At 37.4% G+C, this 14,805-nt stretch carries 12 protein-coding genes; 9 read left to right on the top strand and 3 right to left on the bottom strand.

The window, feature by feature from the left end; all coding sequences use genetic code 11:
- Positions 1 to 10: 10 nt before the first annotated feature.
- The 9 genes from U735_RS0101205 (at position 11) to U735_RS0101165 (ending at position 12,748) form a co-directional block, all read left to right on the top strand.
- A complete protein-coding gene (locus U735_RS0101205) occupies positions 11 to 1,783 on the top strand; it encodes a RagB/SusD family nutrient uptake outer membrane protein (protein ID WP_031442080.1) in 1,773 nt (590 codons plus the stop codon).
- Positions 1,784 to 1,818: 35 nt separating this feature from the next.
- Positions 1,819 to 2,667, top strand: coding sequence for a DUF1735 domain-containing protein (locus tag U735_RS0101200; protein ID WP_157364991.1), 849 nt, complete (start codon positions 1,819 to 1,821; stop codon positions 2,665 to 2,667).
- Between the two features lie 190 nt (positions 2,668 to 2,857).
- A complete protein-coding gene (locus U735_RS0101195) occupies positions 2,858 to 4,084 on the top strand; it encodes an alkaline phosphatase family protein (protein ID WP_232233142.1) in 1,227 nt (408 codons plus the stop codon).
- A gap of 15 nt (positions 4,085 to 4,099) precedes the next feature.
- Positions 4,100 to 5,023: a metallophosphoesterase family protein gene (locus U735_RS0101190; protein ID WP_232233141.1), complete on the top strand. Its 924-nt coding sequence runs from the start codon at positions 4,100 to 4,102 to the stop codon at positions 5,021 to 5,023.
- Positions 5,024 to 5,091: 68 nt separating this feature from the next.
- Entirely contained in the window at positions 5,092 to 5,937 is an 846-nt protein-coding gene (locus tag U735_RS0101185; protein WP_084681054.1) for a 5'-nucleotidase, lipoprotein e(P4) family, read from the top strand.
- Between the two features lie 2 nt (positions 5,938 to 5,939).
- The gene (locus U735_RS0101180) at positions 5,940 to 6,860 is read left to right on the top strand and encodes an endonuclease/exonuclease/phosphatase family protein (RefSeq protein ID WP_031442075.1); all 921 of its coding nucleotides are present in this window, start codon (positions 5,940 to 5,942) and stop codon (positions 6,858 to 6,860) included.
- Positions 6,861 to 8,454: 1,594 nt separating this feature from the next.
- Positions 8,455 to 10,839 (top strand): TonB-dependent receptor, encoded by a 2,385-nt coding sequence (locus tag U735_RS0101175; protein ID WP_031442074.1) that lies wholly within the window; start codon positions 8,455 to 8,457, stop codon positions 10,837 to 10,839.
- Positions 10,840 to 10,898: 59 nt separating this feature from the next.
- Positions 10,899 to 11,966, top strand: a complete 1,068-nt coding sequence (locus tag U735_RS0101170) for a PepSY-associated TM helix domain-containing protein (RefSeq protein ID WP_157364990.1) — start codon at positions 10,899 to 10,901, stop codon at positions 11,964 to 11,966.
- 395 nt (positions 11,967 to 12,361) lie between these two features.
- Positions 12,362 to 12,748 (top strand): hypothetical protein, encoded by a 387-nt coding sequence (locus tag U735_RS0101165; protein ID WP_031442072.1) that lies wholly within the window; start codon positions 12,362 to 12,364, stop codon positions 12,746 to 12,748.
- A 120-nt stretch (positions 12,749 to 12,868) separates the two neighbouring features.
- Here the strand turns inward: U735_RS0101165 and U735_RS0101160 are convergent, their stop codons facing one another.
- The 3 genes from U735_RS0101160 to U735_RS0101150 form a co-directional block, all read right to left on the bottom strand.
- The gene (locus U735_RS0101160; protein WP_031442071.1) at positions 12,869 to 13,753 is read right to left on the bottom strand and encodes a DUF5777 family beta-barrel protein; all 885 of its coding nucleotides are present in this window, start codon (positions 13,751 to 13,753) and stop codon (positions 12,869 to 12,871) included.
- A 76-nt stretch (positions 13,754 to 13,829) separates the two neighbouring features.
- Positions 13,830 to 14,375 (bottom strand): YceI family protein, encoded by a 546-nt coding sequence (locus tag U735_RS0101155; RefSeq protein WP_031442070.1) that lies wholly within the window; start codon positions 14,373 to 14,375, stop codon positions 13,830 to 13,832.
- Between the two features lie 4 nt (positions 14,376 to 14,379).
- The gene (locus tag U735_RS0101150; RefSeq protein WP_031442069.1) at positions 14,380 to 14,802 is read right to left on the bottom strand and encodes an OB-fold protein; all 423 of its coding nucleotides are present in this window, start codon (positions 14,800 to 14,802) and stop codon (positions 14,380 to 14,382) included.
- Positions 14,803 to 14,805: the final 3 nt, after the last annotated feature.

Genomic DNA, 14,805 nt, shown 5'->3' with positions numbered 1-14,805 from the left:
CAATTATACTATGAAAAATACATTCACAATAATATTAGTGTTTCTATTAGCCCTTATAGGGTGCAATGATGATTTTTTGGATACAAATCCAGAATCGTCTTTGGCAAAGGACAATTTCTTTAATTCGGAATCGGACCTACAATTATATATTAATGGCCTGCATTCCCTTCCTGGATACGGAATGTTTTTAAGCGATCAGGGTACTGATGACATGGCCACTACGGGTGCTGTTGAGATAAAGAATATAACAATTGGTAGTCCCAGTGCGGAGAATTTAGGTGCTGGTTGGTCATGGGATCGATTAAGGAGTATCAACTTTTTTCTTGAAAATTATATTAAGGCCGATATAGAAGAGGAGGCTAAAATGCATTTTGAAGGGTTAGGGAAATATTATAGAGCCGAATTTTACTTTAATAAAGTAAAAAGATACTCCGATGTTCCTTGGTATTCCAAAACCTTGGATCCAGAGGATGAATCCCTGTTTAAACCGAGGGATCCGAGAGCAATGGTCATGGACAGCATTATTAGTGATATCCAATACGCCTCCCAGCATATCCGTGAAAACGTTTCTTATGGGAACATAGATAAATGGTCGGCCCTTATGTTACAGGCTCGTATTGCACTATATGAAGGCACTTATAGAAAATATCATCCTGAACTTAATTTACAGGGAACTGCAAATGTGTTTCTGGAAATGGCTATTAATGCCACCAAGGAATTAATTGATTCCGGGAATTTTGGGATCTATTATACGGGAAATCCAGATCAGGATTACGCTGCTCTATTCTCCTCTGAAGATTTGTCTGGTAATTCTGAGGCCATTTTGGTAAACGTATACGATGTGGACAAAAAGAAAACTAGTGGCAATGGAACGGTTTTCGGGAATTATGAGCAAAGCGCTTCCAAAGCATTAATGGACTCTTACTTAATGGCCGATGGTACTCGGTTTAACGAACAGATTGGGTATGATACCTTCACATTTGTTGAAGAATTTCAAAATAGAGATCCGCGGCTAACCCAAACTTTTGTTTATCCGGGTTGGGTGTCGGCAGGAAGCATCAATCCCTATATATTGGAATTGAACAAAAATTTTACCGGATATCACCAACTAAAAGGATACAACAATAGTGTAGAAAGTGCAGGTGTGGATATTGCTGTATACAGATATGCAGAAGCATTGTTGATCTATGCCGAAGCAAAGGCAGAAATGGGAGATATTGAACAAAATGATTTGGATATAAGTGTCAATTTGTTAAGGCAAAGAGCCGGACTGCCCAATTTGGATTTAAATACGGCCAATGCCAGTATAGATCCTTCTATGGAAGGTGATTTTCCTTACGTATCTGGCACAAATAAAGGGGTGATTTTGGAAATTAGAAGGGAAAGACGAGTGGAATTTGCGGCTGAAGCATTCCGATTCGACGATCTCATGCGGTGGCATGCTGGAAAAATACTGGAAGAAGTTCCGCAAGGTTTATATTTCCCTGGCCTAGGAAAATATGATATGACAGGAGATGGAGTTGAGGATATCAATATTATTGCCAGTAATGACGATATTCCTTCCCCAAAAGAAACCAATTCCTTGGGTGTAGATCTAATTTATTACAAAGCTGGTTTCTTTGGAGACAGTAGTGCCAGTTTATTCTTGACCAATGGCACCTCAGGAAATATGGTTACTTCCGTGGATCAGCCAAATTTTGTGGAACCCAAATACTACTACCGGCCAATCCCAGCCCATCAAGTGGCACTTAATCCGAAACTTACCCAAATAATGGGATGGTAATTAAATATTCAAATTCAAATATTAATAACGAACCAATGAAAACTAAATATTCCCTGATATTGATAATACTAACCCTAGTCAGTTTAGGATGCGAGGAGGACGTAAATCACTATGACTTTGAAAAATACAAGTTTGTTTCCTTTATAGCTTCTGACATTACGGTGCCAGAAACCTATTCCACGGACAACAACGATGAAGCATATCCTATTTACTTGAGATATGACGGAAGCGTGTTGGAGACAGATTTTACAGTTACTTTAAAAATCACTCCCAACAATGCCCAGCCCGGTATAGATTATGACGTGGAAAATACCACCGTCACCTTTAAGGCGGGAGAGATTAAATCTGAACCGCTATTTATTCATATCGTAGACAACTTGTTAAATAGCGAACAGGAAAGGAGTCTGGATATCAACATTGAAAGTGTCAGCAATCCCAATATCGATATAGGTGTAGGTGTTGTAAATCAATCCAACAAGTCAGCAACCTTAAATATTACTGATGATGAATGTAGTGATACTATTAGTATTTTCAATTCTCCGAATTTAATAAACTCGGCAGGAAATCATACAGTATCAGGAACAGTGGCGGGCAATATACTAACTTTGACAGGAAATCTAATTGATTATGGGGCATTTCCAAATGCCGAAATTGGTATAGCCCTAACACCGACCGTTGAAGGAGGCACTGCAGGTGCAGTTAGTTTTGATAACTATGCCGCAGGGACTGATAATGATGGATATGTGTATGAATTCAGGCAAAATGGACAAGGAACCTACAATATTTGTGCCGGGGAAATTAAAGTTTCCATCGATGTGTATTATGAATCTGGAGGTTCATGGGTGTTTTGGTATACCTCACATAATAGTTTCTCTATTCCATAGAATTAAGTTGATTGAGTTAGTATCTAGTTTTTCGAAGATGTGGTTTTCTCGGAAACCACATCTTTATTTCTAAATATTGAATCAATTTTTTCGGTTGTAATAAAGGATAGTTAACTTTTCAACTTACCTAACAAAAAATGAGTAAATCAAATAGTTTTAATTTATTTATAAGTAGGATATGGTTAAAATAGTGCAGAATTTTATAGTATTGATTTGTTTTAGTTTGATAGGTTATGGCCAAACAGAAGCCTTGCCAAAAGTTCTTTTTGTAATTGTTGATGGAATATCTGCCGATGTGATTGAAAAGATTCCAACCCCACATTTGGACGCCATTTCCCAGGTAGGAGGGTACACACGGGCCTATGTAGGGGGTCAAGTGAATGGGTATTCGCAAACACCTACCATATCGGCCGTAGGATATAATAGTTTGCTAACAGGAACTTGGGCAAACAAACACAATGTGTGGGGGAATGGAATTAAAGACCCTAACTATAATTATTGGACCATTTTTAGAATGGCAAAAGTGTACAGTCCAGAGCTGAAAACTGCGGTGTTTTCTTCTTGGGAAGACAATCGTACTAAATTAATAGGGGAAGGGCTTATAGAAACGGGGAGTATAAAACTCGATTATCACTTTGATGGCTTTGAAAAGGACACCATCAATTTTCCTCATGATGAAGGTCGTTTATTCATCAATAAAATAGATGAACATGTTGTTCAAGAGGCTTCAATATATATAAGGGATAAGGGGCCAGACTTGTCTTGGGTATATTTGGAGTATACGGACGACATGGGCCATAAATATGGGGATAGTGAACAGTTCTACAATGCGGTCAAAATAATGGACAATCAAATAGAACGTCTGTGGAAATCCATTCAATTCAGGGAACAATACCATAATGAAATTTGGCAAATTTTTATTACCACAGATCATGGCCGAAATAAGGAAACGGGCAAAGGACATGGAGGACAAAGTGAAAGGGAGCGACTAACATGGATTGTTACCAACGCTAAGGAGCTAAACCCTTATTTCTATAAAAAAAATCCTGGAATTATTGATATCATGCCAACGATCATGCGAACTTTTGATATTCACCCTAAAAAAGAGCAATTGTGGGAAATTGATGGGGTGCCTATAACAGGTCCTATTTCTATTGCCAATGCCAAAGGCAAGCTTAATGGAGATAAAATTGAACTTACCTGGGAGGCGATGCAGAATAAGGGAAAACTCAAAATTTGGGTTTCCTTTAGCAATGATTATGCTGAGGGCGGCAAGGATGAATATCTTTTACTAACCAAGGTTAAAACTAAATCGGAAAAAGCAACTCTGGATATATCTACAATTCCTTCCAATTTCTACAAGATTGTCTTGGAAGGCAAAAACAATTCTATTAATACATGGGTAATAAAAGAATAACCATAAGACCAGCACATGAAAAAAAAGCATGATATAAAGAGAAGGCAGTTAATAAAGAATATTGGTTTGGCAACGGGGGCAGCTATGTTCGGAGGTGTTGCCATAGCGAACGAAAAAGAACGTAAGGGTAAAGAAAAACCTGTGCTTCGCGTTGCCCATATTACCGATATACATATTACCTCTGGTAATAATGCCCCAGAACGATTTAGAAAATGTCTCAATGATGTATTGAAGCAGAGGGTAGATTTTTTGTTAAATGGAGGGGATACCATTATGGCAGCAGATTATGATCATATTACTAGGGAAGAGGTTTTAGACCAATGGAGTATTTGGGGGGAATTAAGAAATAATTTTAAGGACTATGATCTGTATAGTTGCCTTGGCAACCACGATATGTGGTGGGCAGCCCCGGACAAGACAGACGCCATGTACGGAAAAGAATATGTGGTAAAGCAACTAAATATGCCTTCGCGCTATTATAGTTTTGAGAAGGCTGGTTGGCATTTTATTGTTTTGGATAGCAATAATGACAATGCAGGGTCATTGGATGAGGAGCAACGTAAATGGTTGGAAAATGAACTGGATAGAATGAACGAAGGGGCTGCCATTTTGGTCATGAGCCATTATCCAATTTTGGGGGTCAGTACCATACCTTATGGCGGTTGTCACACAGACAGTAAATACATTACCAAGTTGTTCCACAAGCATCGAGATAAAAAGATACATTGTATTAGCGGCCATATGCATTTAGTGGATACTGCCGTTTACAATGATGTTCACTATTACTGTAATGGCTCAGTGAGTGGTTTTTGGTGGGGCGATGGTGACAAGGATTCGGCAGCCAAGGGTTGGTATCATGAAACCCCTCCAGGATACACAATAATAGATTTCTTTGATGACGGAACATTATCCAATATCTATTACCCCCACTCATATTAGGCTACAAACCATTTATGTAAAAAACGCTTGAAAATTATAAGCTATAATATCTTCTAAACCTCAAACATATGTGTACTCATACATATTTCAATGTTCGTAAATTCTTACTTATATTTTATTTTTTGTTCTTTACTTTACTTTTAAGTTGCCTATCCTCTTGTAAGGTGCAACAAAAAGTTGAAAATACAGACACTGGAGCCCCAATGGTATTACAAGGCCCGGCATGGGCTGCTGCTTGGCAACAAAAGGCTGGAGAGTATAGAGCCTTGTGCCACCAAGCATATAATTTGGCCCGCTTACGATTGGATCACCTTTTACCAAAGACATCGCCCAAACCGTTTGCAATAGTAACTGATATTGACGAAACTCTACTGGACAATAGTCCTTATCAAGTGCATCAGTCTTTAAAAGGAGCGGAATACAGTGATTCTTCATGGATGGAATGGACCAATAGGATTGAGTGCGACACCATTCCTGGAGCGTTGTCTTTTCTGCGTTATGCTAAGGATAAGGGAGTATCAATTTTTTATATTACTAATAGACTTGAAGAAGAAAGGGTAGCCACATTAACGGATTTGCAGCGCTATGGCTTCCCTGATGCAACAAATGACCATCTTACCATGAAAACGACAACATCGGGTAAAGAAATACGTAGAAAACTTGTCTCAGAGGAATATGATATTCTTTTATTCATTGGGGATAATCTTAGTGATTTCAGTGCCGTTTTCGACAAAAAGCCAATGGAAGAACGTAATCTTCAAGTTAGGAATAATGCCAAAATGTTCGGCAACAATTTTATTGTTCTTCCTAATTCTATGTACGGAGATTGGGACGGTGCTATTTACAACTACCAATATAACTTGCCACCAAGGGAAAAAGAAAAAATCATTATGAGTTCATTGAAAAAATACTAATAATGAGGCGGAGTTTATGTTTCTTTTTTACTTTGGTTTTTATATGTTCTGGTTGCTATTCCCAGAAATCGTCGGTCATTTTCAAGGTAATGGCCTGGAATATATTACATGGAGGCAATGACATTGAAAACGGGGTGCAAAATGTTGTTGAGATAATTCGGGAAGTAGACCCAGATGTTATATTGATGATAGAAACTTATGGTTCGGGGAAGATAATTGCGGACTCCCTAGGGTATAATTTTCATTTAATAGCTCCTGAGGGAACTGCCTTGGATGACAAAGGTACAAATCTTTCCATATTTTCAAAATTTCCCTTCGGAGAGTGGATAGACACTGACTATCCCTTTTATCTTGGAGGACGTGAAATTCTTATAAATAATCGGAAAATTAGATTTTTTTCAAATTGGTTTCATTATCTGCCATGGGAAGATGAACCTGAAAAGCTTGGCAAAACGGCGGAAGAACTTTTGGAATGGGAAAAAACTGGGGCAAAATATGAAATGCAACGAAAGGTACTCCCTTATCTCCGGAAATATGCAGCCAATGCGGAATTTGTACCCATGATTTTTGGAGGAGATTTAAATGCTCCTTCCCATTTGGATTGGGGGGTGGAGACTGTAGATATGCACCATGGGTTGGTGGTGCCATGGTATACTACAAAAATCCTGGAAGACATTGGCTTGGTAGACACTTTTAGGGCCTTAAATCCGGACCCTGTCCGTTATCCCGGCATTACATGGCATACCAAGGGAAAGAATGACGAGCATAGAATTGACTATATTTTTTATAAAGGCTCAAACCTAGAGGCGATTAAATCTGAAACTTATAAAGTGTTTTTTGGTGATCAGTTATTTATTAATGGCAAGACTATCAAATATCCTTCAGATCATGGATTCGTTTTGACCACTTTTGAAATTAAATAAAAATTGGACTGTTATTAAGTTTTTATAATTCACAGAGGTTTGGAATAGTATAAGTTTGGTAACCTGTAAAGTGAAAATTTTTCAAGACCTCCCTTTATACGCCTGAAGTAATTCTAAATACAGGTAATTATTCTAAAAATAACTTCCGCCCATTGTCCTCCATTACATTCCGGCCAAAGCGCATCGTAAAATAGCTTGGACACAAGCCGTTTTTGAAAAAGAAAACGGCTTAAGTCCGCTTCAGTTTTTCAACAGGTTTTTTTCTTTTTTTTTTCAACTGCCTATTTTTTATAAAAATTTAATATTATACCAAATGAAGGCAAATGCCAACAAATGCTATTAACATACTGACAGTCAGTTAATTATGTATTTTAAAGCCATGTAGCGACTTAATTTCGAGGTAAATGAACTCTACTATTCACCGCTGGTGAAAAGCGTTAAAATCATGCTTAAAATCCCAAAAAAGTCTATGTTTATATATAAGATTTAAATGAAAATTCAATATTGGGGCAGTGGGCGTTTTTAAAAAAAAGGCCCAACCATTTATATAAGTTTTATTTTGTTTATTAATGTTTTATATAGTTTATATATGGTACCACTACTTGTCCAGTGCTTGTCCTTGTTTTGGGATGGTATGGGTACACAACTTGTCCAACACTTGTCCCATTGCTTGTACTGGATTTGGTTATGTGGTTAGTGCTCTTGTCAAAATCAATCAAAAGACATCAAATGGTAATTTAGGTTTTTGGTAATATATGTCTATGTACAATGGGGAAGTTTATTCTTATACTTTCCATTTCCGATACCAAAGTTGTCCGATTTTGTCTTAATCGGATTGCTTAACCGGGCTCGTTCCTCGTTACTTTTTAAACCCTCTTTAAGTCTATATCGGTTGGGAGAAGTGTATCGAAAAAGTGAAAAATTTAGGAGGGAAGGGCAATGGAATAATATGATAGTTTTAGTTTGTGATCTTTTATGAAATGTAGGTGTTCCTTTTAGATGTTTACGTTTTGAAACGAACGTAGTTGAGTGAAAAATGTAAAGCAAGAGGGTAACACGCCAAGGCGGTGTTACGGTTTATTATGCCCTATTTTTAACGCCAAATTGAAATATTAATTAGCGACACTGTACTATTTTTAATGTAAGTCAACCCGAACCTCCCCTATTATTGCAAATTTTTACATTAAAAATCCCAATTCAATATCCTGCTTTAACAAAATACCACTCATTATTATTCAATAGCGCGATTAAAGGAACTAACAGAATTATTAATATTTATCAGCAGTAACCATGAACAATTGAACTATGTATCTGATATAGGGCGAACGCTTTATTTCGGTCGCAGATTACAAAGTAGGCTTTTAATACCTAATAAAAATGCTATCAGTATTAGATCCATTAAACCAGCATAAATTTAGAATGCCATAGCTGTGCCGTAATTCCGACTTTTAACATTTCGGTTGTAATTAAAACAATTTTACACACATAAAATTTTAAAACCCCTTTAGACAAATAAAAGTTAAAAATAATTTGACGCTATTAATTTGGATTCTATATTTGCTCCTTGTTTTAAATTAATCTAAATAAGAATAGAATGAAAATTATGACCTGGGCCGTAGCCTTATTACTCTCTTTTTACGCGTTCCCGCAAGCTAGCATCAAAGGCAAAATTACAGATGAAGCCAATCAACCACTTATAGGTGCAACCGTTTATATTTCCGAATTGAACAAGGGCAACATGACCGACTTAAATGGTGATTATATAATTGGAGACATTGAGGAAGGATCATGGACGGTTATCGTGAGAATGCTTGGATATCAAACTCAATCTAAAAAAATCACTATAGCACCGAACTCCACCTGGAATTATGATTTAGTTTTACAAGAAGATCTGAACGATTTGGATGAAGTAGTGGTTTCCGCCAGCAGGCATTCCGAATATCTTTCTGAAATTCCGGCATCCGTTACCGTTGTAGGCCTTGCCAAATTGGAGGAGTTTGCTCAATCTACCTCCAACATCAGCGAAATACTGGAATTTACCGTCCCGGGTCTTGCCGCCTCTACAGGTACCTTTTCCAATTGGGGTCAAACCCTCAGAGGGCGATCACTATTGGTTATGGTCGATGGCATTCCCCAATCTACCCCATTGAGAAATGGGCAACTGGGAATAAAATCCGTAAATCCCAATGATATTAGCCGTGTAGAAGTAATCAAAGGAGCCACATCCATCTTCGGAAATGGGGGCAATGGCGGTTTTATCAATTATATCACCAAGAATCCAGCTTCCAATAAAAAAATTGAAGGCACTACCAATATCTGGGGCTCCGCCAATTTGGCTAAAACAAATGATGCCTTAGGCTGGGGCATACATCAGTCCCTAAAGGGCAACTTGAATAGATTCAGTTACTACATCAGCGGCAGTTTGGAACAGACGGGTAATAAATACGATGCAGATGGAGTTCCCATTCTCCCTACATATGGTTTTGACAACACCGATATTTATAGCACATTTGGAAAACTGGAATATTTACTAACAGAACAACAAAAACTTACCCTTAGTGGTAATATCTACCATTCCGCTCAAGATAGCCCCTTCATTCCGGTGGCAGCGGAGGTAGAAGTCTTTAATGAGAATGGGGATTATACGCTTGTTCCTGGTTATGGCGTAAAGGGGACCATTGTTGGTGAAGAACCTACTGGGACGACCTTGGTCAATGGACAATTAAAATATAGTCTCAACAATATATTCCAGGGAACTACCAATTTTGAAACAGACCTATATTATCAAAACACCGAGAACGTATTCTTCTATTCCGACAAATTCGAAAACGGTGGACAATCCGTAATAAATGCCAAAAAATATGGCATCAGACCCAACTTCAATACCAGTTTTGGTTCATATGGCCCAACAAATATAACTTTGACCTACGGCGTAGACCTTTTAAAGGACAAAACCAATCAAGGGCTTTTGGATGGAAGGCTATGGGTTCCAAATATCGATTTGATGAGTTGGGCGCCCTACGCGCAATCTACCATAAAACTTAAGAACCAATGGGTTCTTAAAGCAGGTTTGCGATATGACGATATGAATATGGATATCGTAGATTACAACACCCTTCCCTATTCAGCCAAAAGCGATGGCAATTTCAGTCCATCTGTAGCTGTGGAAGGTGGTAAACTTAAGTTCAACAATCTGGCCTTCAACATAGGTGCCCGGTATATAGAGCATCAGGAATTTACACCTTATATAAGTTACTCCCAAGGTTTTTCCATTGCCGACCTAGGCTCTATATTGAGGTCTGCTGTGGCCAATAACATAAATGATATACAGTTGGAACCAGCGGTTACCAATAACTATGAATTTGGCTTTATATCCAAGTTCAATAACTTTCAACTAGAGGCCGTCGGCTATTACAGCACCTCCAACTTGGGCGCAGGTGTTGTATTTGTGGATGAGATCAATTCCTTTGTACCCTCTAAACAACCACAACGAATTTATGGAGGTGAGGTATCCGTAGATTATTTTAGTTGGGACAAGAAATGGCAAATAGGAACTTCATATTCCTACGTAGAGGGCCTAACCCATAGTGTTGGTGATGAGAATAACTTAACCTATTTGGGAGGTGATGTTATAGCCGCTCCAAAATGGACCACATATATTAACTGGCAGCCCACAGAAAAATTAAACACATCGCTTAGAATGACCAATCTGGGTGATAGAAACCGATTTGATCCCTTTATCGATACTAACGATACTTGGGCCTATAGACATACACAATTCCCTGTGAGTGGCTATACTTTACTGAACCTTTCTATGGCCTATCAATTAAAATCGAACCTATCCCTTTCATTAGGGGTCAACAATATATTGAACGAATACTATCTACCTGCCCGATCTCAGTGGGCCGCCCCTTTAAAAACCTTTACGGGGGTTGGAGAAGGAGCCAACGCAAAACTGGGACTTAGGTACAATTTTTAAACCATAGGCCCCATGTTCGACTATCATCATATATGGGGCCTAATTAAACAATAGCTTCTTTGATTACTTTTAACAGGTTTATCAGGAATTTACATCTGTGGCTGGGTCTAACATGCGGCCTAATCGCTTCTATCTCCGGGTTGACAGGTTCTCTATATATTTGGCAACCTGAACTAAGCGCTATGCTCAACCCAGAGTTATTGACCATCGAGCCTATTAAACCTTTTGATGAAAATAATCTCTACAAGACGGCTTACAATTTAGTTGAACAACATAAGGATAGTCTGACCAAAATAAACTTGCCCTATCGGGAGCAAAAGACTATTTCCCTGGAATACACAAATGGTGAGACCAATTATTATCATCCCATTTCTGGCTCGCTTTTGGGCAAAAAATCGAGTTCCATTGAATTTTTTGAAAATTTATTGAACTTTCACCGCACCTTGGGAATTCCTAAAATTGGAAAGTATATTACTGGAAGCAGTACTCTTTTATTTTTCCTGTTATTGTTAAGTTCTGGTGCCTATTTGTGGTGGAAAACCTATAGGACTAATTTAATCAAGGGATTCAAAATAAAATGGACAGCTAAGAAAAAGAAATTAAATTATGACCTTCATAAGGCAATTGGAGCTAGCTTTTTTGTCCCACTTATGGTCATAGCCTTTACTGGTGCTTATTTTACCTATAATACCTACTACAAAACGGCACTAAGCATATTCAATGATTCAGCAAAACCGAAGTCAGTGCAAAACGAACTTAAAATTGGAAGTCCAATTAGCCATAAAGAATATCTACTCAATCCTGATAAAGACTATGATCTTCGTACTGTCATTCTTCCCAAAAACAAACAGGAAGGATATCATTTTAGATATATTCAGGATAGATTCCAAATGGAAGGGCAAAGAAAAACCAAGGAACTGAAAATTGATCAAAAAGGATCTATTACTAGTCTGACGGATTTTCAAACAGATCCCAACAGCAACCGCATTGCAGCACAATTCTATCCCGTTCATATAGGGGAAATTGGAGGGTTATGGGGAAGGATCCTAGTTTTTATTTCTGGTCTAATTCCAATAACTCTCTTTATAACTGGTCTAAAGTTGTATCTCCTAAAAACAAAAAGGTGATTGAAGATACCTCGGGAGTAAATTTTTATTAATTACTTAGTCCTTTAAAATTCAAGCACATTTTGTACTCACATTCTACTCAATAAAATTACAAATCGATAAAATGAATAGATCTATATTATCGGATAAATCATAGATTAAATTTGAATTGATTACCTCTTTTGTCCATTTGGCCGCGCCCTAATTCGATTTTATTTAACGCTTATCCACCCGAACGCTATAAAATCGAATCAGGGTCCATGCGCAGTTAAGTTATGGTAAGATTTGGGAGATCCAGATTACATTTTAAAATAATAGGTTTCCTAAAATAAAAACCTCCCGAAACAGTCCAATTTCCTTCAATAACAACCTTTCAATTGGCTTATTTTTTGTATCTTATTTAGAAAAATAAAAAGATGGACAGAAAAGCTTTTATTCAAAAAACAATGGGGGCCATGCTTATTGCTTTGCCTGCCTATTCACTGATCGGCTGTTCTAGCTCTGATAATGATTCGGATACTAATCCTGACCCTAATCCTAATCCAGATCCACAAGGTAACTGTTTGGCTAACGGAACCAAAAGCACAATTGCCGCTAATCACGGGCATAGCATAACTGTATCAACTGCTGATGTACAGGCCGGTGCACAGAAGATCTATTCTATTCAAGGAAGTTCAGGTCATAATCATGAAGTAACCATCACTGCTGCGAATTTTAACTCATTAAAAAGTAACAGTTCAATAACAGTTGACTCTACTTCTGGAGACGGACACACACATTCAGTATCTGTATCATGTGCGTAAGGTACATTTTACCAAGTTTTTTAGACAAACAATAGCCCTTGTCATAAAAGGGCTATTGCATTCATAAATATTTAGCACAATTGCTGGAGATTTTGGCAACCTAAATAATTTTTAATCTATTTAAGGCCTATCCGTTTTTTTTATCTGAAATGCTCGGGATATATTAAATCCAAAATGAATATCACCCTTAAAAAAATCTCCTCCAGTCTCTGCAAGAAAGCCCTTTTCTATCATAGAAACAGAATTGGTTAGAATAAGCTGGAAAATATGGCCCCCGGTTTCAATATCTACACCAAATGCCAGTGAATTTTTAACATTAACAGACTCAAATGGATTTACATTGTAAAAGTACTCGCCGTTGAGAGAAACCCTTTTACTAATCTTTACACGCGTCCCTATGCCAATTGAAATAATATCATTGGGATCAACAGATTCTGGAACGGTATTGAAATGGACAAAAGTTGGGGCCAATTGAACAGAAAGGCTGGGGCTGAATTTCCGCGCTATCAAAAGCTGTCCGGTATAAGTCAATCGATCACTAAAAGAAGGCTTATCACCTGGCTCATAGTCTTTTATAGTTTTTTGTGTGGCACTTCCAAAAACTGTGAGACCAAAAGGAAATGGGTTTTGTCCGGTTTTTTGTTGTAATAATCTATATTTCCCATAGACATCAAATGTTTTTTCAAAAGAACTCCTTCCAAATGCCATAGTTAGCCTGTCGTTAATTGCATATTCAAGACCAAACCTTATATTAGAGTCATCCAATCCAAATAACTGCTCGAACCCGGAGTTAATACGACCAAAACGATGGGATATCAAAAATTCCAGTACACCTTCCTTTCTGGTTTCCACAGAATGACCATTCAACAACCTTGTACCATTAAAAGTACTTGCAACCAAAAAGGTCGTATCCGAAGTTTGTTGGTCAAGAATATCCCCCAAATCCTGGGCAACGCCATTATAGGCACAAAGCATAATTAATATATATGATAAGGCTTTTTTCATCTTTTCAAATTTATGTTTTGTTATTGGCGAAATGTAATTCGCAACTAATTGATTTCAATTTTAAGATTGATTTTAATCACATCTTATATGGTTTATGTCGAAGTTCAAAATTAACTTTAATGGTTTTAGCAATGTTGTTTGCCACAATTGCCGGAATTTTTATATCGAAGTCTGCAACTTCCACATAAAAGTCCCCGATCAGTATAATCTCATCTTTATTAATTTCGACATTGACCCTTGCGCTAATTTCCTTTTCACGACCATGAACAGTAAGAATTCCCACAATTTGCGTTTCCCCCTCCAACTCTTCCAACTCATTGAATTTCATAATTTTGCCGGAAAAAGTTGCTTTCGGATACTTGTATGATTCCACATAATTCTCATTAAAATGCTCCTGCATCAATGCTTTTTTAAACATAAATGATCTCATAAGGAGCTGAATCGCAATCTCCCCGGTTTCACTATCCACAATACTTAAGACCTGATTATTATCCGCTTTTATATCTTCCACAACCGAATGGGAAAAAAATGAAACATAACCATCTTTAGTAAGGAATTTTCCTTGGGCCGATACACAATTTAAGAGCAATAAATTGATTATTATTATATAAATTTCCTTCATATTCTTACTCAACTAAGATACATCTAACCATAATAACATCCAGTAAAAACCCTGTACACTTACCCTTCACTTTAATCTCTTGGCCGCTGTTCAATTCTAAAACTTTTGCATTTTCCTCGGGCAACATATGGCAGATTACACTTGATTCGGAATCAGATGACTGAAGTGTTATTACACTATTACCTTTAAGGGTAGAAATGTTTTTTATTTGCCCTTGTACTTGGATAATGCGCTCAGCATACTTCTTTTCTGCCTCTATCCCTTGTTCCTTATATTCCTTAATAAGCTGTATAGCCGTTAAACTGTAATCAGATTTCGATTTTTCAATATTAGTATGAGGTTTATTATAATATAAAAAAGAAACAACCAAACCTATAATGGCCAGTATGAACAAACTAATGATTATATTAAATTTTCTGCCTGTCATCCT

Source organism: Arenibacter algicola, assembly GCF_000733925.1.
GTDB classification, from domain to species: domain Bacteria; phylum Bacteroidota; class Bacteroidia; order Flavobacteriales; family Flavobacteriaceae; genus Arenibacter; species Arenibacter algicola.
Note: the sequence above shows the minus strand (reverse complement) of the source record. Positions and strands in the feature narration are given on the sequence as shown.